Genomic DNA, 26847 nt, shown 5'->3' on the forward strand with positions numbered 1-26847 from the left:
TAATGCGCCCCAGCTTACAGTTTCGCATAAATCTTGTTTCTCATTTGGAGACCTTTGTCCATGAAAAAGACCAAAATCGTTTGTACCATCGGTCCGAAAACCGAATCCAAGGAAATGCTGGCTAAGCTGCTGGACGCTGGCATGAACGTCATGCGTCTGAACTTCTCTCACGGTGACTACGAAGAGCACGGCACCCGGATCAAGAACGTCCGTGAAGTCTGTGCCGAAACCGGTAAGAAGTGCGCCATCCTGCTGGATACCAAGGGCCCGGAAATCCGTACCATCAAGCTCGAAGGCGGTAACGACGTCGATCTGGTAGCCGGTCAAACCTTCACCTTCACTACCGACCAAACCGTAGTAGGTAACAAGGATCGCGTGGCTGTGACCTACCCCGGCTTCGCCGCTGACCTGAAGATCGGCAACACTGTGCTGGTGGACGACGGCCTGATCGGTCTGGAAGTCATCGAAGTGACCGAGCGTGAAGTGGTCTGTAAGGTTCTGAACAACGGCGCCCTGGGTGAGAACAAGGGTGTTAACCTGCCCAACGTCAAGACCCAACTGCCGGCCCTGTCCGAAAAGGACAAGAAGGATCTGGTGTTCGGTTGCGAGCAAGGCGTTGACTTCATCGCCGCTTCCTTCATCCGTAAGAAGGAAGACGTGCTGACCATGCGTGAGCACCTGAACGCCCATGGCGGTCAAAACATCCAAATCATCTCCAAGATCGAAAACCAGGAAGGCCTGGACAACTTCGACGAAATCCTGGAAGTGTCTGACGGTATCATGGTTGCCCGTGGCGACCTGGGTGTAGAAATCCCGGTACAAGAAGTTATCTTCGCTCAGAAGATGATGATCCAGAAGTGTAACAAGGCCCGCAAGGTGGTTATCACCGCCACCCAGATGCTGGACTCCATGATCAAGAACCCGCGTCCGACCCGCGCCGAAGCCGGTGACGTGGCCAACGCCATCCTGGACGGTACCGATGCCGTCATGCTGTCTGGCGAATCCGCCAAGGGTAAGTACCCGCTGGAAGCCGTCACCATCATGGCCACCATCTGTGACCGTACCGACGGCGTCATGCCCAGTAACCTGTCTGCCGCCAACGACAGCGTCAAGCTGCGCATCACCGAAGCCGTGTGCAAGGGTGCCGTTGAAACTGCCGAGAAGCTGTCTGCTCCGCTGGTAGTGGTTGCCACCCAGGGTGGTAAGTCCGCCAAGGCCGTGCGCAAGTACTTCCCCAAGGCCTTCATCCTGGCCCTGACCACCAACCCCAAGACTGCCCAGCAACTGCTGCTGTCCAAGGGTGTGGTACCCATGCTGGTTGAAGAAATCGCCTCCACCGACGATTTCTACCGCAGCGGTAAGGAACTGGCCCTGCAATCCGGTCTGGCCCAGAAGGGTGATACCGTGGTGATGGTGTCCGGCGCCCTGGTTCCCAGCGGTACCACCAACACCTCTTCCGTACACGTGCTGTAAGCGCGGCTCGGACTCCAAAAACGGCGCCATCAGGCGCCGTTTTTTTATTTCTGCCAAACCGAAGCCACCACGAAAATTCCGACCCAAGCGCGGCTAACAGCCCCCTCCTCTGCCTGCCGGCTCGTGATACACTGCTGCCACGCCCCCCTGATCAACCGACTATACACACCACCATGATGCCATCTCGCTTTCTGCGCACCCTGCTTTGTCTGTGTCTGCTGCTGCCCGGGCTGCTGGCTGCCGCCGGCCTGCCCTCTGCCAGCAGCGTACAAGCCTCGCTGGACGCCCTGGCCAAGCAGGACAACCTCACCGTCAGCCAGCAGAAGGAACAGGACGACCTCAAGGCCGTGCTGGCCAACCTGGACGCCATCGCCAAGGAGCAAGACAAGCTCAAGCAACAGCAAACCACCCTGAGCAGCCAGCCCAGCAAGCTCAGAGAGCTGGAGCGCCAGATCAAGCGACTGGGTCCTGAACCGGCTGCCGACAGCCTGGCCCACCAGTATGCCGCCATGAACCTGACGGACCTCGAAGGCGAGCTGGACAAGTTGCATCAACAGATGCAAACCACCCAGCAACAGCTCAATGACGCCAATGCCCTGCTGGTGACCCTGCAGGGGCTGCCGGAGCGTACCACGGCGGAACTCAGTCGCATCAACCAGCGAAATCAGCAGCTGCGAAATCAGGTGGGAGGGCCCAGTGAGGGCAAGGAGAGCAACAGCCCGGCCCGCCAACGCGCCAATACGGAACTGGCCCTGCTGGAGCTGCAGCAAAAATTTCGTGAGCAGGAGCTAGATAACCGCACCGCCATGCTGGAGCTGGTGAACAAGCAGGTGGAGCTGCTGAACCTGCAGCTGGCCCGCGCCGGGGTGCAGGCCCAGGTGATGCAGCAGCAGATCAACAACAAGCGGCTGGCGCTGGGCACCCAGGCACTGGATCAGCTGGAGCCGGATCTGGCCAGCAAGGTGGCCGAGGATCCCCTGTATCGCAAGGAGCGCAAGCTCAACCTGCAGATCAGCCGCCAGCTCATCGCCTCCACCGAGGAGATACAGCGGCTCACCGAAGAGAATATCAAGGTCAAGGGCTGGCTGGAGCGGGTCTCCCAGACCGAGCAGACCATCAACGAGCAGATCGCCATACTGCAAGGCAGTCTGCTGCTCTCCCGCATCATCTACCAGCAGCGGCAGATGCTGATTGACCCCAACATCAGCAGTAACCTGGAGGAACAGATAGCCGATCTGCGCCTGGTGCAATTTGACGTCAACCAGCAACGAGACCGCCTGTATGAAACCGACAGCTACCTGGATGAACAGTTGGCCCAGAGCGACCCCGAACTAGCCCCCACCTTGCGCTTGGTGGTGGCTCAGTTGCTAGAGGCGCGCACCAGCATGTTGGAACAGCTTAACCGTCAGTTGGGCAACGAGCTGAGCCTGGCCATCAACCTGCAGCAAAACCAACATCAACTCACTCAAATCAACGAGTCACTCAAGTTCACCCTGCAGCAGCAGATCTTCTGGGTCACCAGCAACAAGCCGTTGGACTGGAACTGGGTCAAGAGTTGGCCTGGCGCCATCTTGGCGCAACTGACGGATCTGATGAGCAAGATCAGCCCCAGCACCTGGTGGAAGCAGGGGCTGCCCTTTTGGCTGCTCAGCCTGCCCCTGCTGCTGGTGGCCGGCCTGCTGCAATGGCACCGCAACCGCCTGACCACCAAGTTGGGCAAGCTCAACAAGGAGGTGGGGCACCTGCTGCGGGACAGCCACCTGCACACCCCCCTGGCCCTGCTGCTGACCCTGCTGCGCATCCTGCCCGGCGGTCTGCTGATCCTGGTACTGGGTCTGCTCACCGCCCATTGCGGGCTGGCCGAACCCAAGCTCATCCTGCGCCTGGCGCTGCAGATGGCGGTGGCCTACCTGGCCTTCGGTCTGCTGTTGCGCATCACCCGACCCGATGGGGTGGCCATCAGTCACTTTGGTGGCAATCCCGGCAAGGTGGCCAACCGCCATCAGATCCTGCGCCGCTTGTGGCGTACCCTGCTGCCGCTCATCGTCATCGCCAGCATAGGCCGGCTGGATCCCTCCACCCTGGCCACGGATGTGCTGGGCCGCAGCATCACCCTCATCATGCTGTTCATCATCAGCTACCAGCTGCTGCCCATTGGCAAGACCCGCAACGCCACCGGCCAAAACCTGCTGCTGGTGGGCTGGAGTCTGCTGTTTGCCCTGGTGCCCCTGTGCCTGATCGGCCTGACGGTGACAGGCTACTACTACACGGCGCTGGAGCTCATCGCCCGCCTGATCAACAGCTTCTATCTGCTGGCCCTGTGGGCCATCGTCTATCAGACCGGGCTGCGCAGCCTGGCCCTGGCGGCTCGTCGCCTGGCCTATCGCCGGGCCCTGAGCCGGCGCCAGCAGCAAAAGCAGCAACAGGAGGACGCCGATGGCGGCGAGGCGGTGGAGGAGCCGCCCATGTCGCTGGAGCTCATCAGCCAGCAGTCCATCCGCTTGCTGAACCTCACCCTGTTCGTGCTGTTCGGCATGGCCCTCTACCTGTTCTGGTCCGATCTGGTGGCCATCCTCACCTACCTGGACAAGGTGCCGCTATGGCACCAGAGCGTGACCCTGGATGGCAGTACCGTGCTGCAGCCGGTTAGCCTGCTGGACCTGCTCAAGGCCCTCACCCTGGCAGGGGTGGCCATCATCATGACCCGCAACCTGCCGGGCCTGCTGGAGGTGCTGGTGCTCGCCAAGTTGCAGCTGGCCCAGGGCACCGCCTACACGGTGAAAACGGTGCTCTCTTATGTCATCACCGCCATCGGTGTATTAGGCAGTCTGTCGGCCCTCGGCATGGACTGGAGCAAGTTGCAATGGCTGGTGGCAGCCCTGTCGGTGGGCTTAGGCTTCGGCTTGCAGGAGATCTTCGCCAACTTCGTCTCCGGCATCATCATACTGTTCGAGCGTCCGGTGCGGATCGGCGACACCATCACCCTCGGCGAGTTCTCCGGCACCGTCAGCAAGATCCGTATCCGTGCCACCACGGTTACCGACTTTGACCGCAAGGAGATCATCATCCCCAACAAGGCGTTCGTCACCGAACGGCTGATCAACTGGTCCCTGTCCGATACCGTCACCCGGGTGATAGTGCGGGTCGGTGTGGCCTACGGCTCGGATCTGGATCTGACGCGCCAGCTGTTGCTGCGGGCGGCCCAGGAGAGCGAGCGGGTGATGAAGGATCCCGAGCCCATCATTTACTTCCTCAACTTTGGGGCCAGCACCCTGGATCATGAGCTGCGCTTCTATGTGCAGGAGTTAGGGGATCGCAACCCTACCATCGACGAGCTCAACCGGCGCATCGACAAGCTGTTCAAGGAGCACGGCATTGAGATCTCCTTCAACCAGGTGGACGTATTCATCAAGAACCTGCCCACCGGCGAAGAGCTGAACGTCTCCCCCACCCTACTGGGTGCCGCCGCCGGTGGTGCCGTGGAGGGGCAGCCGCAGCCCCTACCCCCGGCTGCGCCAGCCTCGGGTCAGCAGCCCTAGGACTGCGCGTGACCGGTGACAAATAACAAAACGGAAGGCCAGGCCTTCCGTTTTTTATGGCAGAACAGAGCGCCTCACATGCGGCGCATATTGATGTTCATGGTCTGGATGCGGTAGGCGATCTGCCGCGGCGTCATGCCCAGCAGGCGGGCCGCCTTGGCCTGCACCCAACCGCATTTTTCCAGGGCGGCGATGAGCCGCTGGCGCTCGTCCATCTCCTCCTCGCCGCCGAGCGGCTCGTTAGGGGCGTAGCTGGGGGCCGGCCGGCTGGGAGCCAGGCCACCGCGCTGCTCGGGATTGTTGAACAAGATGACGTCGCGGTCGATGAGGCCGTTCTCGCAGATCACCGAGGCCCGCTCCAGGCAGTTCTCCAGCTCCCGCACGTTGCCCGGCCAGTCGTGGCCCAGCAGCATGCGCAGCGCCCCTTCGCTGATCTTCAGCTCCCGACCCTGCCGGGCGGAGAGCTTCTCCACCAGGAAGCGGGCCAGATCCGGAATGTCCTCCAGGCGTTCGCGCAAGGGCGGCAGCTTGATGGGCATGACGTTGAGGCGATAGTAGAGATCCTCGCGAAAGCGCCCCTGGCGCACCTCCTCCTCCAGGTTGCGGTTGGTGGCGGCGACGATGCGCACATCCACCGACAGGGTGTCGGTCCCGCCCACCCGCTCCATCTCCCCCTCTTGCAGGATACGCAGCAGCTTGGCCTGGAACGAGGCGCTGATCTCGCCGATTTCATCCAGGAACAGGGTGCCGCCGTCGGCCATCTCGAAGCGGCCCTTGCGCTGCTTCACCGCCCCGGTGAAGGCGCCCTTCTCGTGGCCGAACAGCTCGCTCTCCAGCAAGGAGTCCGGCAGGGCGGCACAGTTGAGCTTGACGAAGGGGCCGTTGGCCCGGGGCGAGTTATAGTGGATGGCGTTGGCGATCAGCTCCTTGCCGGTACCGCTCTCCCCGCGTACCAGCACGGTAGTGTCCCATTTGGACACCTGCCGGATGGACTCGAAGATCTGACGCATGGCATTGGTCTTGCCCACCATGTTGTCGAAGCCGTACTGGTTGCGCACCTTGCGGCGCAGGCTGTCCCGCTCGCTGCGCAGGGCCTCCTGCTCCTTGTGGGCCTGGCCCACCAGACGCACCGACTGGCCGATGAGGTTGGCCACCATCTCCATGAAGCGGGTGTAGACAGGCAGCCCCTGCTCGGACATGGCCATGGGCTGGGCCGCCAGCACCCCCAGGGGCTGCCCCTCCACCCCCGGGATGGGCACGCAGATAAACGGCAGGCCGTAGTCGTACAGGTTCAGGCGATCCAAAAAGCGCGGATCGTCCGCCACCCTGGGGATCACCAACGACTGGCCCTGGTGCATGACGGAGCCCAGGATGCCCTCGCCCACCCGGTAGCGCACCCCCTTGACGTCCTTGATCACCTCGGCGTCCACGCCGTGCATCGCCTGGATGAACAGGGCGCTGCGATGGTGATCAAACAGGCTCACCAGGCCATATTGCATGTGCACCTTGTCGTGCAGGGTCTGCAACATGGCGCTCAGGGTCTGCTCCAGATCCAGGGAGCGACTCAAAACCACACTGATGTGATGCAGGGCGTCCAGTTGCTCCTGCATCCCCAACGCCCCCTCGACCACGGAAACCCGGGATGAAAAGCTGCTCATGCTAACCTCCTGTCACTGAGCGAAGACGGTAAATGAAGCGTGATCCGGTGGGCACCATCGCTAACACTGGTGACCTCCACCATGCCCCTGTGCTCGTTGGCGACACTCTGCACCAAGGAGAGCGCCAGCAGGGCGCCTTCCTGACCGCCGGGCTGGCCGGCCAGCAGACGATGGGCCCCCTGGGGCATGCCGGGGGCATTGTCTTCCACATAAAAGTCCACGCCCTGGGCCGACGGCTCGGCCCCCACCCGCACCCAGGCGTCCGCCAGGGCCTCGGTGCGTTGCAGTCCCCGCTCCACCAGCAAGGAGAGCGCCGCCAGCAGCCGCAACCGCTGGCCATCCAGCAGGCAAGCGCCGGCAGCGGGAATGACAAACTGCAACCGCCCCTTATGGCCACCCACTCCCGGCAGGCAGAGATCCTGCAGATCCTGCAGCAGAGTGTGGGCACTCAGGGGCACCAGGGGCTCCTCCGTCTGCACCGGTTGACAGGCCTGCAGCCGTCGCATGGCGGACTCTCCCTCCTCCAGAGCAACGGCCATCACGGTATGACTGCCGCAGTCGGCCACCGGATCCAGCTGGCGGGCGGCCTGCAGCATGTTCAAGGGCGCCTGCAGCTGCACCAGGGCCGCATCCAGCGCCTCCCGGATCACCGCCGCCTGCTTGGCGGCGGCCAGCTCAGCCCCCAGCATGGCCAGGCGGCCCTGCTCCTGCTGCTGCCGCCGCTCGGTCTGATCCGTGATGATGAGCAGTCGGCAGGCCCGCTTGCGCCCCTCGACAAAGTACAGCTCCGCCTCCTCGTTCAGCTCATGCAGCAGTTGGCTGTGCACGCTGTACCAACGGGTCTGGCCGCGAATGACGAGGGGCACCAGGGGCTTCTGATGATCCGGCTCGGCCGCGAGCCCAAGGGCCTCGAAGGGTTCCACGCCCTTAAGATCGGTGCGCAATGTCTTGTACACCAGGTTATCCAGGATCACCTGCTGCTGTTCGTCGAGCACCACTATGGCCGACGGCGCCGCGTTGAGCACCGCCTCTATCATGGCCATCTGGTTATGCACCCGCCGCTCCAGGCCGTAGCGCACACTGATGTCCTTGTGCATACCCAGGTAATGGGTGATGACACCGTCGGCGGAAGTCACCGGGGTGATGGTCACCTCCGCCAGGTAGACGCTGCCATCCTTGCGCTGATTGATGAGGCGCCCGGTCCAGGGGCGGGCCGAGGTGAGCTGGGACCACATCTCCTGGTAGCGGCTCTTGGGGGTCTGCTGGCTGGCCAGCACGTTGTGATTGCGGCCGGTGAGATCGCTGCGGCGGTAGCCGGTCAGCTCACACAGGGCACGGTTGCAATACAGGATGTTGGCGTGGGGGTCCGTGATGGAGATGGCGATGGAGGATTGTTCCACCACCTCCAAGAACAGCTCGGCAGGCAGGGTTTGCAGCAAGGTCGCCACGGCAGCATCCGGCTTGGACACGGTCAGGCTGGGGGGGGTCTGCAGCTCCATAACGGGCTCCTGAAAGACTGTGGTTTGTACGACAATTTGTGAGCTCTGTCAGACCAGCGGGCCTGACACACTCCGCTGCCCCGCTTAAATGCAATTCCCAAGCCGAAAGCCAACGGTCAGACACTTGCCCTTCATTTTGTGTGTCTTTTAGAACAACCCAAGGCACATTTCTGACAAAGCCAGTGACCCGGACATCGGATCTCCCCCAAAAAGGGCGGCCAGACGCACCAAAGTGGGGCTTGACGGCACGCCAACGCACCATGGCACGGCTTTCGCAACGCCCGTGGGGACCTAACCACCCAATGGGCTTTGCCATGAAAGAACTGCTACTGATGATCCTGGCCAACAGTCTGGTCAATAACGTGGTCCTCTCCCGCTTCCTGGGACTGTGCCCCTTCATGGGGGTCTCCAACAAGGTGGAGTCCGCCTTGGGGATGGGCATGGCCACCACCTTCGTGCTGACCATGTCCGCCTGCGTCGGCTGGCTCACCGAACACCTGCTGCTCGAACCTCTGGGGCTGGAGTACCTGCGCTTGCTGGCCTTCATCATGATCATCGCCTCCCTGGTACAGCTCACCGAGCTGTTCGTCGCCAAGCAGAGCCCAGCCCTGCACCGCACCCTGGGGATCTTCCTGCCGCTCATCACCACCAACTGCGCCGTGCTGGGGGTCACCCTCTTGACGGTGCAGGAGCGGCTGACCTTTCTGGAGAGCCTGATCTACGGCCTCAGCTCGGCCCTGGGTTTCACCCTGGTGATAGTGCTGTTCGCCGGGCTGCGGGAGCGTATCGCCCAAAGCAAGCTGCCGGGGCTGTTTGAAGGGGCCCCCATCAGCTTCATTACCGCCGGCATCCTGGCCATGGCCTTTGCCGGCTTCGCCGGTCTGGCCTGACAAGGAGGAGACCATGATGACGTTTATTGCCCTGCTGGCCCTGCCACTGCTCGCCGCCGTGGTGGGTTATGCCCTGGGACTGGCCGCCCAGTACCTCAAGGTGGAGGGAGACCCCCTGGCCGAACAGATAGGCGCCCTGCTGCCCAACGGCCAGTGCGGTCAGTGCGGCTACCCGGGCTGTGCCCAGGCCGCCGAGGCCATGGCCCGAGGCGAGGCCCCACCCACCTGCTGCCCACCCGGTGGTCAGGCGCTGGCCAAGCAGTTGGCCGCCCTGCTGGGGGTGAGCCTGGATGCCAGCAGCCAGAAGCTGCCCCAGCTGGCCACCATAGACGAGAGTGCCTGCGACGGCTGCGGCCGCTGCTTCAAGCAGTGTCCCTTTGATGCCATCGTCGGCGCCACCCGCCAGCTGCACGGGGTGATCCCGGACGCCTGCACCGGCTGCGGTCAGTGCCTGTCCGCCTGCCCCCACAGTGGCATCCGCCTCTACGACGATCCCCTGTTCGCCCTTGCCGCACCCAAGCCCGGCACCCAAGGAGTCCGCCATGCTTAAGGCCCAGATCCGGCCCCAGGGGGGCATACATCCCGACAGTCACAAGCAGCTGACCGCTCAGCAGCATATTCGCACCCTGGAGCGGCCACGGCGGCTGATCCTGGCCCTCAAGCAGCATGCCGGCGCCCCGGCCCTGCCGGTGGTGAAGGTGGGTGACGAGGTCAACGCCGAGCAGCTGCTGGCCCGGGGGAATGGGCGCTTCTCGGTGCCCATCCATGCCCCGCTGGCCGGCACCATCACCGCCATCGACGGCAGCCACATCCACCTGAAGGTCAGTGAAGAACAAGCGCAGGTGGCACCGCTGCATCGGGATGCCAGCCTGCTGGACCCCATGGCCATGATGGATCTCATCGAGGCCGCCGGCATCGTCGGCATGGGGGGCGCCATGTTCCCCACCGCCGACAAGCTGCGTCTGGCCCTCAAGCACCCCATCGACACCCTGATCATCAACGGCAGCGAGTGTGAACCCTACCTGACCTGTGACGATCGTCTGATGCAGGAGCAGGGCGAGCAGATCCTGGGGGGCATCCGCTACCTGATGCACATCACGGGCGCCACCGCGGTGTTTATCGGCATCGAGGAGAACAAGCCCGAGGCCCTGGGCCACATGGATGCCCTGTGTGCCGACGAGCCGGCCATGGAGGTGGTCGCCCTGCCGGCCCTCTACCCCATGGGTTCGGAGAAACAGCTGATCCAGGCCCTGTGCGGCCGGGAGGTGCCCAGCGGCAAACTCTCCGCCGAGATGGGCATACTGGTGAACAACGTGGCCACCTGCATCGCCGTGTTCAACGCCCTGCGCTTCGGCCGCCCCCTCACCCACAGGGTGTTGACGGTGACCGGCGAGGCCATCGAACAGCCCGGCAACGTGCTGGTACCCATCGGCATGCCCTTGTCCGAGATCATCAACCAGTGCGGCGGCCTCAAGAGCACGCCGGCCCGCATGGTGTTTGGCGGCCCCATGATGGGCCGGGCGGTGGAGGATCTGCACGCCCCGGTCACCAAGGGCACCTCCGGCATCTTGCTGCTCACCGAGTCCGAGCTGCCCCGCCGCCACGCCAGCGCCTGTGTGCGCTGCGGTCGCTGTGTGGCCGCCTGCCCCATGCACCTGACTCCCTTGCAACTGGCGGCCGACATCCGCAACGACAAGCTGGATAAGGCCAGCGAATGCGGCCTGTCGGACTGCCTGCTGTGCGGCTCCTGTGCCTATGTTTGCCCGGCGGCCATCCCACTGACCGACTACTTCGACTGGGGCAAGCAACAGCTCAACCGGGAGCGGCTGGCCAAGCAGAAGGCTGAGGCCACCCGCGCCGCCGGCGAGGCCCGCCGAGCTCGTCTGGCTCAAGAAGCCGCTGAGCGCGCCGCCGCCAAGGCCGCCAAACCCGCCCGCGGCGAAGGTCGTGGCGAAGGCCGTCGGACTTCTCGTCGTTCAACCCAGGAGGCCTCATGACACTACGTGCTCCCCATGCCCACGAGGGGATCAGCATCCCCACCCTGATGTTCAAGGTGATACTCGCCCTGCTGCCGGCGGCCTTGCTGGGGGTGTTGCAGTTTGGCGTGCCCGCCCTGCTGCTGCTCATCACCTGCCTGCTCACCGCCGTGCTGTGTGAAGGCCTGTGCCGCAAGCTCAACCCGCAAGCCGAAGGCCGCGTCAACGACGGCGCCGCCCTGCTCACCGCCCTACTGCTGGCCATGAGCCTGCCGCCGCACCTGCCCCTGTGGCTGGGCGCCCTGGGTACCGCCATTGCCATCCTGTTCGGCAAGCAGATCTATGGCGGCCTGGGGCAGAACCCCTTCAACCCCGCCATGCTGGCCCGGGTGGTGCTGCTCATCGCCTTTCCGGTACAGATGACCCACTGGGTGGATCCGGCGGCCTTCTACGACGGCCACTGGTATACCGCCGGGGTGGATGGCCACTCCGGCGCCACCCTGCTGGGGGGCTTCAAGGAGAGCGGCCACCTGAGCGTGGATCAGGTAGGACAATGGCTGGGCACCGCCCGGGGCAGTCTGGGGGAAACCTCTGCCTTGCTGCTGGTGTTGGGCGGCCTCTGGCTCATCTGGCAACAGGTATTCAGCTGGCATGTGCCGGCGGCCACCCTGCTGGGCGCCCTGGTGCCTGCCACCTTGCTGTGGCTCATCAACCCGGTACTGCTGCCGGATCCCATCAGCCAGCTCACCGGCGGCGGCCTGCTGCTGGGGGCCTTCTTCATCGCCACGGATCCCGTCACCAGCCCCACCAGCAACCGCGGCAAGCTGTGGTTCGGCGCCGGGCTGGGTTTTCTGGTGTTCATCATCCGGACCTTCGGTAACTTTCCCGAAGGGGTGGCCTTTGCGGTGCTCATCATGAACGGGGCCACGCCGCTGATTGACCACTTCACCCGTCCCACCATCTACGGCCACAAGGTTCGCAAGGAGGAGCAGGCATGAGCACCACCACCCTGGATTGGAAGCAAAAACCCCACTTCATGGGCCTGTTGCTGGGGGGCTTTGCCCTGCTGGTGTGTGTGCTGGTGGCCCTGGGGGCCCGGCTGACGGACCCCCTGATCAGTCTGCGCACCCAGGAGGACACCCAGAAGCTGCTGGATCAGGTGATCCCCGCCGAGCTGTATGACACGGCCCCCAGCAAGGAGCCCTTCAACCTGACCCTGGACGGCCAGACGCTCAGCGGCTTCCGCGCCCGCAAGGCCGGTCAGGTGACCGCCTTGGCACTGTTTGCCGAGACCCAGGGTTATGGCGGCACCATACGCCTGCTGCTGGGCATCGATGCCCACGGCGTGCTGACCGGCGTGCGGGTGCTCAGCCACACCGAGACCCCCGGGCTGGGGGACAAGATCCAGACCAACAAGAGCGACTGGATCCTGGGTTTTGCCGGCCTTTCGCTGGGTAACCCGGATGAGCAAGGCTGGCATGTGAAGAAGGACGGCGGCCAATTCGACGGTTTCACCGGCGCCACCATCACTCCCAGGGCCGTGGTCAAGGGCGTGCATGAAACCCTGGCGCTGTTTGCCAAGCACAGTGCCGAATTGCTGGACAGCAAGGAGTAGCCATGAATTTCTATCTCAATCTGATGCGCGACGGCCTGTGGCGCAACAACGTCATCTTCACCCAGATGCTGGCCATGTGTCCCCTGATGGCGGTGACCACCAGCGCCACCAACGGGCTGGGCATGGGCCTCATCACGGCACTGGTGCTGATGTGCTCCAACGTGCTGATCTCCTGCATCCGCCAGATAGTGCCGCCGCAGGTGCGCATCCCCATCTTTACCCTGGTGATCGCCTCTCTGGTGACCCTGGTGGACATGGCCATGAACGCCTGGCTGCATGAGCTGCACAAGGTGCTGGGGCTGTTCATCTCCCTCATCGTAGTGAACTGCGCCATCCTGGGCCGCGCCGAGTCCTTTGCCACCAAGCATCCGCCCCTGGCCGCCGCCGTGGATGGCCTGTTCATGGGTCTGGGCTTCACATTGGGTCTGGTGGTGGTGGGTGGCTGTCGTGAGGTGTTGGGCAGCGGCACCCTGTTTGCCGGCGCCAGCCAGCTGCTGGGCCCTCACTTCACCTTCATGGAGCTGACCATATTGCCCGGTTATTCCGGCTTCTTGCTCATGTTGCTGCCGCCGGGGGGATTTGTCATGTTTGGCCTGATCCTAAGCGCCATCCGTTTAGGCAGCCGGTTGCGGCAGAAAGACGCCGTCCCCGCCGCCCCGGCGCAGGCCGATGCCGTTGGAGGATGTCATCTATGAAAGTGAGTGTGGCTCATGCCCGAGGCAACCTGGGCGCCTGGTTCCAGCTTGACTTGCCCGCCCCGGTGACCGCCGGCGAGGCGCTACTGGCCTCCCCGCTGCTGGGACGCTTCCCGGACCTGGATCCCACGGTGCACCGCGTCGGCATCTTCGGCAAGCTGTGCACCCCAGATACACAACTCAAGGAAGGGGATCGGGTGGAAATCTACCTGCCGGTGTCCCGGGTGGCCGGTGAAGACGATGAGGACGAAGAGTAACCCCCCTCAGCGCACCTAAACGACACCGGAGGCCAAGGCCTCCGGTGTTTTTTATGTAGACGCAGCCGTTAACTTAGAGCGGATTGATCTCCAGCTTGCCATCGATGCACTGGATGAGGCTAGGGCCGCCATCGCGCAACGTGGTGAGCTTCTTGCCGGCGATCTCCAAACGCAAGCCGCTGAAGAGTTTCTGCCGGGCCAGGATGCGCGCCTCAGCCAGGAAGGTCTCCTGCTGCGACTTGTTGCCCGCCAAGCGTACCTCGTGTTCGGCCAGCTGGGCCTGATGATGCTCCAGGGTGGCGGTGAGCTTCACCATCAGCTCCTCCTTCTTGGGGCTGGCGGGCATCAGCACCAGCTTGCTGTGGGCCTCCTCCACCTGCTTGATCACATCCTGGGTATTGACCAGCTGCATCTGAATGCCCTTTTGCTGTTTCTTCAAGGCGCCGAAGATGCCCTCAATCACCAGCTCTGTGCTGTTGTCGGCCTGGGCCCCCAGGATGGCCGCCTCGATCTGCTCGCCGGCCTGGATGCGACCGCCCACCAGGGTGCCCTTGCGACCACCGGGATCCAGCACCCGCACCGAGCCCAGGGCCGTCACCTGGCTGTGCAGCATCTGGCTCTCCACCAGCACGTCCTTGTCGGAACTCAGCTGGGCATACTGGACAAACTTGGCACCTATGTTACCCAGCGCCCGCACCACACAGGAGCAGCTCTGGCCAACTCCCGTCTGCTGATGCCCTATGATGCCGCGGCCCACCACTATGTCGCCACCGGCCTCCAGGCTGGCGGACTCCACGAAGCCTGCCACATTGATGTCCCCACCGGCCTTGACCTGCATACCTTCGCAGACGTTGCCGCTGATCACCACGCTGCCGGTGAAGTTCACATGGCCGTAGCGGGCATCCACCACCTTGATCACCAGCACCTCATCCACCTGCATGCCCCTGTCCTGAGCGATGGGCATGCCTTCCTGGGTGGCCAACAGCTGATTGGGGTTATCGGGGTTGATCTGCGTGCCCTTGCCGGGACTGAACTGGGCATCCTTGCCCGGCTCGGCAGGCAGCTCCTCGCCGGTCACCAAAAAACCGGGCGTCCCCTGGGTGAAGGGCTGCCGCACCATCAGCACCTGACCGACCGTGACCGTGGTGATGGCCCCCAGGTTGCGCAGATCCACCCGGTCGGCACTGCCTTCCACCTGCTGGGGCATCATGGCCCGACTGGTGGCCACCTTGGGAATGAAGCGGGTATCCTGCCCCTTGACGGGTTCGCGCCCCTGGGCCAGCAACCAGTTGATGCGTTTGCCCGGCGGCGCCTTGGCCAGGGTGGTCACCAGGCTGTCCAGCACAGTCTCATCCACCCCGCGGCAGATGCCGGCCTCCTGGATCGCGTGTTCCAGATCGGCCCGGCTCAGACTGCGGCCACCAAAGGCCGCCACCAGGGTCGCCTCGGCGCTCATGCGATCTTCGGCCACCTCTATGGTGAGCTGGGCATCGAGCCGCTGGGCCAGCACTATCTTGGAGCTGCCCAGAGCGGCCTTGCAATCGGGATGAGTCAGGGTCTCGTTAAGCGCCTCGACTGCCTCACGTATACCGGCGTCATTCACCTTGTAGAGGCGATAAGGGGACTCGGCGAGCAGTTGACGCAGGCGCGCCTCGTCGACGGCCTCACGAATGGGACGCGCCTTGAGCAGGACGAACTGCCGATCTGACGAGACGGCAAACAGATCCACGGCGGGCATGGGCGACTCCTGAACTGGCTGAGGTACTGCTTAATTACCAGATAATTAACAGGAAACGCCGCCTGACAACAAGCCTTACCGAGTCCGCCCCGCACCAGGGCGGCGGCTTTGCAGCGGTTATGTCGTCAGGATCACAGCCCGCCACGCACCATCGGCGCCAATCAAGACCTGCCTAGATCGCCGCTGCGTGACGGTCGGCCGCCCGCTCTTCCACCCGGTAGGCCGCGGCCAGTTGACTGATGCCCAATCCAGGCAGCTTCTTCACCTGGATCTGCACCGGGATCCGCTCCTTGAGTGCCGCCACATGGCTGATGATGCCGATGGTCTTGCCCGAGGCGTTGAGGTTATCCAGGGCATCCAGCGCCACCTCCAGGGTCTCGGTATCCAGGGTGCCGAAGCCTTCGTCCAGGAACAGGGAGTCGATGCTGGTCTTGTGGCTGACCAGCTCCGACAAGGCCAGGGCCAGGGCCAGGCTCACCAGGAAGCTCTCGCCACCGGAGAGGGTCTTGGTGTCCCGCTGGGCATCGGCCTGCCAGGTGTCTACCACCCGCATCTCCAGGCTCTCGCCAGGCTTACGCTCCAGGCGATAACGGCCATGCAGCCGGCTGAGCTGACCGTTGGCCAGGATGATGAGATGCTCCAGGGTCAGCCCTTGGGCGAAGCGCCGGAACTTGTCCCCCTCCTTGGAACCGATCAGGTGGTTGAGCTGGGCCCACTCGTCGTAATGCTCCCGCGCCTGAGCCAACTCGTCCAGCAAGCGACCATGGGCCTGCCGGCGTTCAGTGTCCGCCGCCAGCCGCTCCTGGCATTGCCCCAGGCGTTGCTGCACCTCGCCCTGTTGTGCCTCCAGCGCCGTCAGCTGCTCGGCCAGCGCCGCCAGGTCTTGCCTGTCTGTCGGCCGGGCGGCGGACAGGGCATCCAGCCCCGTCTGGCACTGTTCCAGCCGTCCCTGGGCCGCCAGGCGCTGCGTGTCCAGATGCCGTCTGAGCTGTTGGAGCTGCTGACGCACCTCGTCGGGCAAACAGGCCGCCAGAAAGGCCGCCTCGTCGGCAAACATGGAGGCGTCCAGAGCCGCCTGCCACTGCTGCCTGCGTTGCGCCAGCAGTTGCTCAGCCTGCTCACTGGCCTGGCAAGCCGCCAGCCACTGCCCCTGCAGTCGATCCTTCTCGGTCTGAACCGCCGTCAAGGCGTCCCGCGCCGCCTGTACATCGGCCTCGGCCTGCTGCAGCTGAGCCTGGGACTCCGCCTTGAGCTGGGCTATGCTGGCCGCCCCCACCAGTGCCTGCCGGCGAGCCAGCAATCCCTGCAGCTGTTCGGTCAGCGCGCTCAGCCGTTGCGCCTGGCGGGCCTGCTCGGCCTGCAACTGGGGTACGCGTGCCTGTTGGAGTGACAGCTCGGCCGCCTGCGTCGCCTGCTGTGACCGCGCCGCCTGCAGTTGCGCCTGGAGTGCCTGCAGCCGTGCCACCCCAAGCTGCAGATCGGCCAGCCAGCGCAGTGGCTCTTGCGCTGGCATACTCAGCCCGACCTTGGCCAACCCCTGGGCCAATTGCGTACGGGCCTCATCCAGCGACTGTTGCTGCGCTCTTTCCTGCCCCTGCAGGGCCTCCTGCTGCTGGGTGAGCTGCGCCTGTTGCGCCGACAACTGATCCCACTGCTGCTGGAGCTGTTGCTCCTGCTGGCGAACGCCGCCTAAGCGCCGCTCCGCCTGTAATAACGCCTGTTGCCACTGCTGCCACTGGCGCAACGCCTGCTCGCTGTGTTGCAACGCGGCGGTGGCCTGGGTCAAGGCCGCCTCCAGGCCGGCACTCTCCTCCAACCCCAGGTTCAGATCCTCCGGCTGCAGCCGCTGCCACTGTTGCGCCAGGGTAGCCAGTTCGCCTTGCCAAGCCGGCGTGCGGGCGGCCTCCTGCTCCTGCTGCTCGGCCAGCCACTTGAGCTCGGTGCTCAGGGCATTACCGCGGTCCTTGAGCGCCTCCAGTTGCTGCTGCGCCAAGGCCAACTCGGCCTCCAGCTCGGCATGGGATTGGCTGTTCGCCACCTGGGGCAACGGATGCTCGGTGGCGCCGCACACCGGACAGGGACAGCCGGGGATCAAGGATTGGCGCAGGGCCGCCAGCTGTACGGCGGCCTGGATTTCCTGCTGCCGCTGCGACAGGACATGGCAGTGTTGCTGCTGCTGGCGATACTGCTCACGCAGAGCATCCCGCTCCTGTGCCAAGGCCGTCAGACGCGCCTGCCGTTCGGCCTGCTGTGCCGCCCCTTGACGGGCCTGATCTTGCAGCTGCCGATAACGAGCCAGGAGTGGTGGCAGCTGCAGCAAGCAGGCCTGTCGTTGCTGCGCCGCCTGTTGTGCCAACAGCAGCGACTCGCCGACCTCGGGATGCTCGCCCTGCCCCTGTAGCTGGCGCAATGCCGCCAGGGCGTCGGCCGTCGCGGCCTGCGCCAACGACAACGCCTGATGCAGCGGCGCGCGTTGTGCCTCCAGCTGCTGCAGCCGGGCAGCCTGGGCGGCTCGCCGTGCCGTCAGTTCCAGCAGGTCCGCCGCCATCTGCTGCTGCTGCTCGAGTTGCCACTGCCACAACGGCAAGCGATCCGACAAGGGCGCCAGAGGCAGCAAGGGCGTCAACTCTGCCTCCAGCTCTCGGATGGCCTGCTGGCTCTGCGCTTGCTGCTGTTCAAGTGCCGCCACGATTTGAGCCTGCTCGCGCCAGGCAGTCTCGCTTTGCTGTGCGTCCTTGACGAGAACCGCCTGCTGCTCCGTCAGTCCCTGACTCGCCAGCTCCAACGGCAGCAACTCCTGCTCTATCAACGTCTGGCGGACTTGAAACGCCGCCTGGGCCTGATGCAGCCGCGCCTGCGCCTGTTCAACCGTCTGCGCCTGTTCCGCTGACGCCTGCGCCAGTTCCTGCTGCCGCAGGGCCAATGCCTCCCGCGATGCCGACTGTTGCCGCACCCTCACCTGCTGTTCCTGCCAGCGACCGTAGTCCAGCATCAACTTCTGCGCCGGCTCATCCTGGGCCAGCCGAGCCAGTTGCGGTGCCGCCTCGGCTTCTTGTTGCGCCAGGGTCGCCAGGACCTGCTCAGCCTGCTGCCGTTGCTGCTCGGCACGCCGCCAATCCTGCCACCATTGGCTGGCTTGCCGTACCGCCCCCAGCGCATTCTGTAGCTGAACCAGTTGCTGCTGATGGGCGGTCAGGTCGGCCTGCAGAGCCAGCCGCGCCGCTTCCGGCAACAGCGATACTCCCTCCAGGCGAGCCTGCAGGGTGTCGCAGGCCTCCTTCATCTGTTTACTTTTATCAAACACGGCACAGGAGATGCGGCCATAGATTTCGGTACCGGTCAGCTCCTCCAACAGCTCGGCCCGCTCATTGGCCGGAGCATGCAAGAAGGCCGCAAATTCCCCCTGGGAGAGCAGCATGGATTTGGTGAAGCGAGCAAAATCGAGGCCAGTGAGGCTGGCCACCGCCTCCAGCTTGTCCCGCACCTTGTCCGCCAGTATCTGGCCATCGGCCAGCCGCGCCAGCTCCACCTGGGGGGGCTGCAGATTGCCATCCGGCTGCAAGCGGGCACGCCGCTGACTCCAGAAGGCCCGATACCCCACGCCCTTGACCTCAAACTCCACCTCGGCCAGACACTCGGCGCAATGGCGGGTCATCAATTCGTTCTGAGTGGGGCTCACCTGCAGCCGCGGGGTCTGGTGATACAAGGCCAGACAGATGGCATCCAGCAGGGTGCTCTTACCCGCCCCGGTTGGCCCCGTGATGGCAAACAAGCCGCCGCCGGCAAACGGCGCCAACCGAAAGTCGATCTTCCACTCCCCCCGCAGGGCGTTGAGATTCTTCAGCCGCAGGCTCAGTATCTTCATGCGCTCGCCTCCTGCGCCGGATCCTCAAGCTCCGTCAGCACCAGGTTGAAGTGGTCTATCAGGCGTTGCCGCCGTGCATCCTGGGCTTCGCCCGTCAGACTCTCCTCTTGCGCCAAGCGGCGCGCAAAGACCTCGTGCGGCGTCAGCTCACTCAAGGTTTCGGTCGGTTCCCCCTGCCAGACCGAACTCTGCTCGCGGACGCGCCTAAGCAGCAACACCTCCACCGGCAGCGCCGCACTCACCTGCTCGATACGTGCCTGCAGATCCCCCAGATACCCCTGATGCGTCACCTCCAGATCCAGCCACAACGGCTGGCCAGCGGGCACGGACAAGTCCGTCATCTGGTTGCAGAGCGATTCGACGCTGCCGCTCAGACGCGCCATGGGCTGCCAACAGGGTACCAGCAAGGGGGTTATCTCGGGGGGCTGGGCATCATCCCAGTTCAGTAGCAGCACCTGTTTGGACTGCTCCAGCTCGTCAAAACTCATGGCCAGGGGGGCGCCGCAATAGCGTACCGTGGCAAGTCCACCGACGTGCTGGGGTCGGTGGATATGCCCCAACGCCAGATAGTCAAACTCAGGTAATACCGACAGGGGCAACGCATCCAGGGTGCCAATATAAAGATCCCGCACCGACTCGCTGCGACTCGCCCCCACCAAGGTCAGATGCCCGGTAGCCAGAATGGGCAACTTGCGGCCAGTACGTTCTAGATGAGCAGCCTGCTGCACCTGTGCCAGCTGATGGAGCGAATGATAGGTATCGGCCAAGGCCTGCTGCAGGGCCTGCTGCTTGTCGAGGGCTGACTCGCCTGCTGCGGATAACAGCAGATCCCGGGCGCGAAGATAGGGCACGGCACACAAGAGCGCGCCCGGTTCACCTTGGCGATCCTTGAGCAACAACACCCGATCCGGCGCGGCAGCCGGGCCGGCCACCACCTGGGTATTCAGGCAGGCCAACAGCTCGCGCGACTCATTCAGCGTGGCCACAGAGTCGTGATTACCCCCCAGGATCACCAGTCGACAGCCGGTTGCCTGCACATCGACGACGAAGCGGTTATAGAGGGTACGGGCGTAACTGGGCGGTGTCCCCGTATCAAAGATATCACCCACCACCAGCAAGACATCCACATCAAACTGCCGTATCTGTGCCAACAGCCAGTCAAGAAAGGCCTGGTGTTCGGAGGCTCGGCTCTTGCCGTAAAACGACTGGCCAAGATGCCAATCAGAGGTATGGAGTATCCGCATGAAAAACCTGAAAACAACAGATAGATGGTTTGCATGCTAACACGGTGAACACATGGAGGTGATGTCGATGGCAGCAAGAGATGGCTGGCATGGCAGATCAATAGCATTGCTTGAAATCAGCAAGCGGACAGAGGCAACACCTAGCAAAGGAGCAAAAAAGAAGCGCCACCTTGAGTGACGCTTCTCGATTTACTTGCTGTATTGTTCCGGACTGATCTGGCCAATTTCGGGGGCCACCTTGTCCGCCAACAACCACAGGGTGAAGGAGTGAAGTTGCTCTTGATGAGCCAGAGACACCAAAAAGGCGCCCCCTACTTCGCGATAGCCTAATTCGTAATTTTTCAGCGTAGTGGGCGGTACGCCCAACAGCTCGGCAAACTTGGGCCGGCTCAGGCCGATAGTTTCACGAATTTGACGGATTTTTTGTCCAACGGAGACATTACTCGGATTCATACGATTCCTCACACATCCAGCGGTACTACCGCATAGGGTTAGTAGTGATTGCCATGTATCAGTTTTATCCGGCTCCGTTTTTTCGTTTTTCTGTTTTTTATGATGTAGTGCTTCAACCAGCACCCAAGCGGGGCGCATCTTAAACCGTCAAACTTGTCAGGTAAACTAATTAATCATCCTCTGATATTGTGATCCATTTCGCCCCACCTTGCCATCTGGAACCTCAGAGGGTCAAACCAGTTAGATCAGACTCGATATGATCTCTATATCTCTTGAGACTCAACATAGGTCGGCAGGTTTCATTCTTCCATGGAAAAAACTATCAGATCAGACCAGCCAACATCCCAGCCCCCTTTTTGACGCTGAAGCCTTGAACCTTTAGGAGCACTTACGAACCCAGCATCGAGCATTTAGACACATACTTAACTCACGCTTAACCCGGTGCAGTACCACCACAAAAAAGTCGATCCTTGTCATATAAGTAGTCTAGACTGACATAGGCTAAGGCTCATACGGCAACCAGCCTGTTTGTCCAGATGAGTACTTTATTTTTGCTCCCCCCTTTATTTGTGGCTTAGCACTGACAGATAATGTGGGTCGCATCACAAATCCGGCAATGCCGGTATTCCTAAGTCGAGGAGATAACAATGCAAAAGACAGTGGCATCTACTCTGGTGGCAAGCTTCATCGCCGCCTTGACCTTCGCTTCAAACGTTCAAGCAGATGACGCCGAGGGCGCCTTCGTGGGTGGCGGTGTAGGTTGGAGCAACTATGCGGACATCGATGGTCTGGGTCTGCCGACCGACGACAACGCTACCTCCTATCGTCTGTTTGGTGGTTACACCTTCAATCAGTACTGGGGCCTGGAAGCCGGTTACAACTGGCTGGGTGACGCCGAAGTCAATGGTGACACTTACCGTGCAAACGGCGTAAACCTGTCCGTGATCCCGCGTTATCCGCTGACCGACAAGTTTGCCATTTTGGGTGAACTGGGTGTCATGTTCTCCGATGTGAAGAACGACAGCTTCGGCACCAGCGATAACGGCACCGATGGCGTATTTGGTCTGGGTGCGGCATATCGCGTATCAGACCCCTTGGATCTGCAACTGCGTTATCGTGTTTATCATGACCTGGGCGACAGCTCTACCGGCAATACCAATGTTCACAACGTGAGCCTGGAAGCTGTCTACTATCCGACCCGCACCACCTACGTGGCACCGGCCCCGGAACCCGCCCCGGAACCCGCTCCTGAGCCGGTAATCGAGACCAAGACCTTCACCCTGTCTTCAGACGTCATGTTTGACTTCAACAAGGCATCCTTGAAGAGCGAGGGTATGACCGCACTGGATCAGCTGTACACCAACATCAAGGCTGAACAACCCACTGACGGTACCATTGTCGTGTACGGTTACACCGACCGTATCGGTTCCGAGCAGTACAACCAAACTCTGTCTGAAAAGCGTGCTCAGACCGTTGCCGACTACTTCGTCCAGAAGGGTATCCCGGCTGACAAGGTTTCTGCCGTCGGTCGTGGCGAAGCAGACTCCGTCACCGGTAGCAGCTGTGACAGCATCAAGAAGCGCAAGGATCTGATCGTGTGTCTGGCTCCGGATCGTCGGGTCAACATCGAAGTGACCGGCACCAAGCAAGTGACCGTACAGCCCTAAGCGATACAGTAAAAATGATTGACAAAACCGCCTTCGGGCGGTTTTTTATTGTCGCTCGTTTGCTAGGTCACAATAGCGCCATAGCCTTAATCACCCCCCCCAACGGATACACAGTGGAGTACTTAGATGAACAATCGGCAATCCATCGATAAAGCCAGCCTGCTAGCAAAGGCCAATCAGTTGATCCAGTCTCACGAAAACTACCAGTCGGGCATGGTAGCCAATGAGGTAGAAGAAAAGGCGGGAGTGTTAGTCTTTAAGGGGGAGTTCTTCTTGGATGAAAATGGACTACCGACACCACGCACAACCATCGTATTCAACATCTTCAAGCAGCTGGCAACGGAACTCTCCAAGCAGTACCGCCTAGAGTAATTGGCATGTCATGCCTCATGATCTGACGGATATGAACAACCTCTATCTCGATCACCTAGCACAGTGCTTAGTAGCCGAATTGGTTAGACTAAGCCGCTAACAAGACAAAGCGCCTAGTGGATCGGCAACCAGGCGACGAGGGATCTAACTGCAAGGGCAATCAGCCATGCCAGTCAAAACGCCTGACTGACATGGCTTTAAACAGAGATGGTCGTTAAATATTACTTTGGACTGTTTGTTGCAAATTAGCAGCGAACGCCAGCATGCGGTTAAGCGGAACAAGTGCCTTCTGACGCATAGCCTCTTCGACTAGGATTTCATGCCCCTCCCCTTCCTCCAAGGCAGAGGCGATGGCAACCAAACCGTTCATAGCCATCCAGGGACAATGGGCGCAACTCCGACAGGTCGCGCCGTCGCCGCCCGTCGGTGCCTCTATCATCTCTTTGTCGGGACAGGCCTGCTGCATCTTGTAGAAAATGCCCCGGTCGGTAGCCACGATCAGACGTTTGTGAGTGAGAGATTGAGCCGCCTTGATCAACTGACTGGTAGAACCCACCGCATCCGCCATCTCGATAACAGCGGCAGGCGACTCAGGATGCACCAACACGGCCGCATCTGGATATTGAGCCTTGAGCTGTTTGAGTGCGTTGGCCTTGAACTCATCATGGACGATACAGGCCGCTTGCCAGCGCAGCATGTCAGCCCCGGTCTTATTGGCAATATAGGCACCAAGATGTCGATCAGGTGCCCAGATGATGGGTTTGCCCAAACCATCAAGATATTCTATTAGTTCCACCGCGATGCTGGATGTGACTATCCAGTCAGCTCGTGCCTTCACCGCCACCGATGTATTGGCATAGACCACCACAGTATGCTCAGGATGAGCATCGCAGAAAGCCGAGAACTCCTCGGCTGGGCACCCCAGATCCAAAGAGCACTCCGCCTTTAGGGTCGGCATCAGCACCCGTTTCTCAGGGCTGAGGATCTTGGCCGTTTCCCCCATGAAGCGCACCCCAGCCACGATAAGTGTCTGGGCAGAGTGCTGCTTGCCAAACTTAGCCATCTCCAGAGAATCACCCACAAAACCACCGGTCTCCTCGGCCAGAGCTTGAATTTCTGGATCCGTATAGTAATGGGCAATCAGTACCGCATCGCGGGCCTTGAGTAAGGCCTTGATTTTAGCGCGATAATCAGCCTGCTGCTGCCCCGTCAAAGGGGCCGGTTTGGGTGGAAAAGGGTACACCAGCTCGGCAACAGTAATTTGGCTCATCCGTTTTTCTAACTCTGCACGTACAAGGTCGACAAATTATACCTCTTGAGGGCATCAAGCCCAAGGATTCAGCCAGGACAAGAGAGCAGACCGCCACCCCATTGGCTAGGATTTAACTACAGACGCCCAGTTCAAGGATGTGCCATGAAGGAGTTATCTCTAAAAAACAAGCTGTTGCTGTTTGTCACTATCATCTTGTTATTAAGCAGCCTGGTGACCACCCTGTTCCTGTGGTTTGGCCTACAGAATGCCAATCAAGCCATCGTCCACAAGACAAAAGTGTCCTTAACGACGGAAATCAGCCAACGGCTCGCCGGTCAGGCGGGCCAGTATGGGGAGCAGATAGCCACCTTTATGAATCAGGCTTACCGCATCCCCTTGACGGTGGCAGGCATGCTGAACGAAGGAATAAATCGGCCAGAGCAAGCGCCAGCACGGTCCCAAGTAGAGCAACTGCTGCGAGGCATAATCGATAACGAACCGAACATCAGCTCCATCTACGCTCAGTTCGAACCCGGTGGCTATACCGATAAAGACAGTGACTGGCAGCAAGGCACCAGCCACTCAGTCCAAGGCAAGGGGACACTGGAGCTGTACTTCACCCGGGATGATCAGGGCAACATAACCCAACAAGCGGTCGACGAAGCAGCTAGCAACGCCAAATACGATACCAGTCTCAATGAGTTTGGGATCCGCAATGGCGAATGGTATCTGTGCGGCAAAGAGCAAGGTAAACCCTGCCTAATGGAACCCTATGTGTTCGAAATCAGTCCGGGTCAGCAACAACTCATGACCAGCCTGACGGTACCGCTAAAGCATAATGGTCAGTTTGTCGGTATCACAGGGGTGGATCTCAACCTACCCTTGTTTCAACAGCAGACACTCAGCCTAGCCAAGGCATTATACGCAGGGCAAGCGGACGTTCTGCTGCTAAGCAGCAAGCAGCTGATCGTCGGCAGTAATCGCCATGCCGACTTACTCGGTCGTCCGTTAAGTCAACTGCCTGAGGACGAGCGAACCCGCTGGCACAGTCTGTTGGAAAACACTGGTGGGGCATTACAAACCGCAGCTCAGCTCATGGTTCGTTATCCAATCCAAATCCCAGTTGCCGAGCAGACCTGGACACTGCTCATCTCAGTCCCCAAATCGGTGGCATTGCAGCCTGCCGATAACATAGCCATGGAACTGGATGAGTTGGTAAAGGGAGTCGGCATCAAACAGATTGCCTTGGGCGGGCTCATTACCCTGCTGGCACTGATGATGCTGATCATGCTGCTGAGCACCATCGCAAAACCATTACGCCAAATCACCTCCCATGTGGCAGCGCTCAGTAACGCCGAAGGAGATCTAACTCAGCGAGTGGTGGTGCACACCCATGCCGAATTAATTGACCTCTCACGCAGCATCAACCGTTTCATCAACAAACTCAGAGAGATGGTGGATGAACTGAAGTCAGTTGAACATCAAGTATCCGGCGAAGCGGAGCAGATTGGCGATATAGCAAACCAAATCAACAAGAGTGTTGCGGTGCAATATCGAGAAATCGACAGTGTGGTCACTGCCATGCAGCAAATGAGCACCACTGCCATGGATGTAGCGCGCTATGCGGCGTTATCGGCCAGTGAGGCAGAGCAGGCCACGACACGAACTCATCTGGCCCAGAATGTGCTGGAGCAGACTAAACAAGCCATTGGCTGGCTGGCAACCGATATGACGACAGCCAATCAGGCGATCAGCAAAGTCAGTACCAGCAGCGACAACATCAGCAGGATACTGGATGTGATCCGCGCCATCTCGGATCAAACCAACCTGCTCGCACTCAATGCGGCGATTGAAGCGGCGCGCGCAGGAGAAATGGGCCGGGGATTTGCCGTCGTAGCTGATGAAGTCAGAGCCCTGGCCAGTAAGACCCGCAGCTCCACCGATGAAATTGGCCAGTTAATATCGACTCTGCAAGCTGAAGTCGGTAACACGAGTCAGATCATCAACAATGGTGTAACTCGTGCGGATGAAACGGTCCAATTGGCTAACACCGCCTATGACAGCCTGTTGGAGGTTGTCGAGCAGATACAGTCCATGAACGACCACATCACTCAGGTGGCCACCGCCGCAGAGGAGCAAAGTTCGGTGAGCGAGGAGATCAACAGAAACCTGACCCAGATAGGCGATGCAGCCGTTGCATTGACTGGGCTGGCGACGCGAGCAGATCAAGGCAGCGCGCGTCTACAACAACAGGTCGGCTCCCTTGAGCAACATCTAGGCAAACTTCGCACCTAATCAGGTAAAAAGAAAAGCCCGCAGCAGCGGGCTTAATTCTGGTGGGTCGTGCAGGATTCGAACCTGCGACCAATTGATTAAAAGTCAACTGCTCTACCGACTGAGCTAACGACCCGAGGAAAGTGGTGGACGCTACTGGGATCGAACCAGTGACCCCCTCCTTGTAAGGGAGGTGCTCTCCCGGCTGAGCTAAGCGTCCGGGTAGGTGGTGGGCTGTGAAGGGCTCGAACCTTCGACCAATTGATTAAGAGTCAACTGCTCTACCAACTGAGCTAACAGCCCAAATCTGGTGGACGCTACTGGGATCGAACCAGTGACCCCCTCCTTGTAAGGGAGGTGCTCTCCCGGCTGAGCTAAGC

Annotated in this window: 19 protein-coding genes and 3 tRNA genes; 12 read left to right on the forward strand and 10 right to left on the reverse strand. The window is 61.3% G+C overall.

Going from position 1 to position 26847, the window contains the following annotated elements; genetic code table 11:
* Positions 1-60: 60 nt before the first annotated feature.
* Entirely contained in the window at positions 61-1473 is a 1413-nt protein-coding gene (gene pykF, locus ABD847_RS12425; protein ID WP_345013466.1) for a pyruvate kinase PykF, read from the forward strand.
* Between the two features lie 173 nt (positions 1474-1646).
* On the forward strand, positions 1647-5012 hold the full coding sequence (gene mscK / locus ABD847_RS12430; RefSeq protein ID WP_345013468.1) for a mechanosensitive channel MscK: 3366 nt from the start codon (positions 1647-1649) through the stop codon (positions 5010-5012).
* Positions 5013-5086: 74 nt separating this feature from the next.
* Here mscK and nifA read toward each other — a convergent pair whose 3' ends face one another.
* Both nifA and nifL read right to left on the reverse strand, forming a co-directional pair.
* Entirely contained in the window at positions 5087-6670 is a 1584-nt protein-coding gene (gene nifA / locus ABD847_RS12435) for a nif-specific transcriptional activator NifA (RefSeq protein ID WP_345013470.1), read from the reverse strand.
* Complete coding sequence (nifL, locus tag ABD847_RS12440) at positions 6667-8169, reverse strand: nitrogen fixation negative regulator NifL (RefSeq protein WP_345013472.1); 1503 nt, start codon at positions 8167-8169, stop codon at positions 6667-6669. The genes nifA and nifL overlap by 4 nt, the downstream gene beginning before the upstream one ends.
* 314 nt (positions 8170-8483) lie before the next feature.
* Here nifL and rsxA point away from each other — a divergent pair, with 314 nt between their 5' ends.
* Genes rsxA through ABD847_RS12475 form a run of 7 tightly spaced genes read left to right on the forward strand, consistent with a single transcriptional unit; the run spans position 8484 to position 13602 of the window.
* Complete coding sequence (gene rsxA, locus ABD847_RS12445; RefSeq protein ID WP_345013474.1) at positions 8484-9059, forward strand: electron transport complex subunit RsxA; 576 nt, start codon at positions 8484-8486, stop codon at positions 9057-9059.
* A 13-nt stretch (positions 9060-9072) separates the two neighbouring features.
* The gene (locus ABD847_RS12450) at positions 9073-9609 is read left to right on the forward strand and encodes an RnfABCDGE type electron transport complex subunit B (protein WP_345013476.1); all 537 of its coding nucleotides are present in this window, start codon (positions 9073-9075) and stop codon (positions 9607-9609) included.
* A complete protein-coding gene (gene rsxC, locus ABD847_RS12455; protein ID WP_345013478.1) occupies positions 9602-11056 on the forward strand; it encodes an electron transport complex subunit RsxC in 1455 nt (484 codons plus the stop codon). The genes ABD847_RS12450 and rsxC overlap by 8 nt, the downstream gene beginning before the upstream one ends.
* Entirely contained in the window at positions 11053-12033 is a 981-nt protein-coding gene (locus ABD847_RS12460) for an RnfABCDGE type electron transport complex subunit D (protein ID WP_345013480.1), read from the forward strand. The genes rsxC and ABD847_RS12460 overlap by 4 nt, the downstream gene beginning before the upstream one ends.
* Positions 12030-12650, forward strand: coding sequence for an electron transport complex subunit RsxG (gene rsxG / locus ABD847_RS12465; protein WP_345013482.1), 621 nt, complete (start codon positions 12030-12032; stop codon positions 12648-12650). Before ABD847_RS12460 ends, rsxG begins: the two co-directional genes overlap by 4 nt.
* 2 nt (positions 12651-12652) lie before the next feature.
* Complete coding sequence (locus ABD847_RS12470) at positions 12653-13345, forward strand: electron transport complex subunit E (RefSeq protein ID WP_345013484.1); 693 nt, start codon at positions 12653-12655, stop codon at positions 13343-13345.
* Complete coding sequence (locus ABD847_RS12475) at positions 13342-13602, forward strand: RnfH family protein (protein WP_345013486.1); 261 nt, start codon at positions 13342-13344, stop codon at positions 13600-13602. Before ABD847_RS12470 ends, ABD847_RS12475 begins: the two co-directional genes overlap by 4 nt.
* A gap of 73 nt (positions 13603-13675) precedes the next feature.
* Here the strand turns inward: ABD847_RS12475 and ABD847_RS12480 are convergent, their stop codons facing one another.
* The 4 genes from ABD847_RS12480 to ABD847_RS12495 all read right to left on the reverse strand — a co-directional run bounded on the left by ABD847_RS12480 (position 13676) and on the right by ABD847_RS12495 (position 20902).
* Positions 13676-15340 (reverse strand): flagellar assembly protein A, encoded by a 1665-nt coding sequence (locus ABD847_RS12480; protein ID WP_345013489.1) that lies wholly within the window; start codon positions 15338-15340, stop codon positions 13676-13678.
* Between the two features lie 172 nt (positions 15341-15512).
* Positions 15513-19205, reverse strand: coding sequence for an AAA family ATPase (locus tag ABD847_RS12485; RefSeq protein ID WP_345013491.1), 3693 nt, complete (start codon positions 19203-19205; stop codon positions 15513-15515).
* Positions 19202-20449, reverse strand: coding sequence for an exonuclease subunit SbcD (gene sbcD, locus ABD847_RS12490; protein WP_345013493.1), 1248 nt, complete (start codon positions 20447-20449; stop codon positions 19202-19204). The genes ABD847_RS12485 and sbcD overlap by 4 nt, the downstream gene beginning before the upstream one ends.
* Positions 20450-20638: 189 nt before the next feature.
* Positions 20639-20902 (reverse strand): helix-turn-helix domain-containing protein, encoded by a 264-nt coding sequence (locus ABD847_RS12495; protein ID WP_345013495.1) that lies wholly within the window; start codon positions 20900-20902, stop codon positions 20639-20641.
* 647 nt (positions 20903-21549) lie between these two features.
* Here ABD847_RS12495 and ompA point away from each other — a divergent pair.
* Positions 21550-22569, forward strand: coding sequence for a porin OmpA (gene ompA / locus ABD847_RS12500; protein WP_345013497.1), 1020 nt, complete (start codon positions 21550-21552; stop codon positions 22567-22569).
* 126 nt (positions 22570-22695) lie between these two features.
* The gene (locus ABD847_RS12505) at positions 22696-22941 is read left to right on the forward strand and encodes a DUF2498 family protein (protein ID WP_345013499.1); all 246 of its coding nucleotides are present in this window, start codon (positions 22696-22698) and stop codon (positions 22939-22941) included.
* A 214-nt stretch (positions 22942-23155) separates the two neighbouring features.
* On the opposite strand, the gene nadA is transcribed toward ABD847_RS12505, so the two are convergent.
* Positions 23156-24211, reverse strand: a complete 1056-nt coding sequence (gene nadA, locus ABD847_RS12510) for a quinolinate synthase NadA (RefSeq protein WP_345013501.1) — start codon at positions 24209-24211, stop codon at positions 23156-23158.
* A 144-nt stretch (positions 24212-24355) separates the two neighbouring features.
* On the opposite strand from nadA, the gene ABD847_RS12515 reads away from it, so the two are divergent.
* A complete protein-coding gene (locus ABD847_RS12515) occupies positions 24356-26488 on the forward strand; it encodes a methyl-accepting chemotaxis protein (RefSeq protein ID WP_345013502.1) in 2133 nt (710 codons plus the stop codon).
* A 39-nt stretch (positions 26489-26527) separates the two neighbouring features.
* On the opposite strand, the gene ABD847_RS12520 is transcribed toward ABD847_RS12515, so the two are convergent.
* From ABD847_RS12520 to ABD847_RS12530, 3 genes are all read right to left on the reverse strand, one after another.
* A tRNA-Lys gene (locus tag ABD847_RS12520) sits at positions 26528-26603 on the reverse strand.
* Positions 26604-26611: 8 nt separating this feature from the next.
* Positions 26612-26687, reverse strand: a tRNA-Val gene (locus tag ABD847_RS12525).
* 7 nt (positions 26688-26694) lie between these two features.
* A tRNA-Lys gene (locus ABD847_RS12530) sits at positions 26695-26770 on the reverse strand.
* Positions 26771-26847: the final 77 nt, after the last annotated feature.

Origin of the sequence: Pseudaeromonas paramecii, from assembly GCF_039540575.1 — a bacterium.
Classification (GTDB): Bacteria; Pseudomonadota; Gammaproteobacteria; order Enterobacterales; family Aeromonadaceae; genus Pseudaeromonas; species Pseudaeromonas paramecii.

What these genes read in the sequence shown, in the direction of transcription:
- pykF (WP_345013466.1), top strand. Translation starts at nt 61, where the DNA reads ATGAAAAAGACCAAAATCGTTTGTACCATCGGTCCGAAAACCGAATCC.
- mscK (WP_345013468.1), top strand. Translation starts at nt 1,647, where the DNA reads ATGATGCCATCTCGCTTTCTGCGCACCCTGCTTTGTCTGTGTCTGCTG.
- nifA (WP_345013470.1), bottom strand. Translation starts at nt 6,670, where the DNA reads ATGAGCAGCTTTTCATCCCGGGTTTCCGTGGTCGAGGGGGCGTTGGGG.
- nifL (WP_345013472.1), bottom strand. Translation starts at nt 8,169, where the DNA reads ATGGAGCTGCAGACCCCCCCCAGCCTGACCGTGTCCAAGCCGGATGCT.
- rsxA (WP_345013474.1), top strand. Translation starts at nt 8,484, where the DNA reads ATGAAAGAACTGCTACTGATGATCCTGGCCAACAGTCTGGTCAATAAC.
- ABD847_RS12450 (WP_345013476.1), top strand. Translation starts at nt 9,073, where the DNA reads ATGATGACGTTTATTGCCCTGCTGGCCCTGCCACTGCTCGCCGCCGTG.
- rsxC (WP_345013478.1), top strand. Translation starts at nt 9,602, where the DNA reads ATGCTTAAGGCCCAGATCCGGCCCCAGGGGGGCATACATCCCGACAGT.
- ABD847_RS12460 (WP_345013480.1), top strand. Translation starts at nt 11,053, where the DNA reads ATGACACTACGTGCTCCCCATGCCCACGAGGGGATCAGCATCCCCACC.
- rsxG (WP_345013482.1), top strand. Translation starts at nt 12,030, where the DNA reads ATGAGCACCACCACCCTGGATTGGAAGCAAAAACCCCACTTCATGGGC.
- ABD847_RS12470 (WP_345013484.1), top strand. Translation starts at nt 12,653, where the DNA reads ATGAATTTCTATCTCAATCTGATGCGCGACGGCCTGTGGCGCAACAAC.
- ABD847_RS12475 (WP_345013486.1), top strand. Translation starts at nt 13,342, where the DNA reads ATGAAAGTGAGTGTGGCTCATGCCCGAGGCAACCTGGGCGCCTGGTTC.
- ABD847_RS12480 (WP_345013489.1), bottom strand. Translation starts at nt 15,340, where the DNA reads ATGCCCGCCGTGGATCTGTTTGCCGTCTCGTCAGATCGGCAGTTCGTC.
- ABD847_RS12485 (WP_345013491.1), bottom strand. Translation starts at nt 19,205, where the DNA reads ATGAAGATACTGAGCCTGCGGCTGAAGAATCTCAACGCCCTGCGGGGG.
- sbcD (WP_345013493.1), bottom strand. Translation starts at nt 20,449, where the DNA reads ATGCGGATACTCCATACCTCTGATTGGCATCTTGGCCAGTCGTTTTAC.
- ABD847_RS12495 (WP_345013495.1), bottom strand. Translation starts at nt 20,902, where the DNA reads ATGAATCCGAGTAATGTCTCCGTTGGACAAAAAATCCGTCAAATTCGT.
- ompA (WP_345013497.1), top strand. Translation starts at nt 21,550, where the DNA reads ATGCAAAAGACAGTGGCATCTACTCTGGTGGCAAGCTTCATCGCCGCC.
- ABD847_RS12505 (WP_345013499.1), top strand. Translation starts at nt 22,696, where the DNA reads ATGAACAATCGGCAATCCATCGATAAAGCCAGCCTGCTAGCAAAGGCC.
- nadA (WP_345013501.1), bottom strand. Translation starts at nt 24,211, where the DNA reads ATGAGCCAAATTACTGTTGCCGAGCTGGTGTACCCTTTTCCACCCAAA.
- ABD847_RS12515 (WP_345013502.1), top strand. Translation starts at nt 24,356, where the DNA reads ATGAAGGAGTTATCTCTAAAAAACAAGCTGTTGCTGTTTGTCACTATC.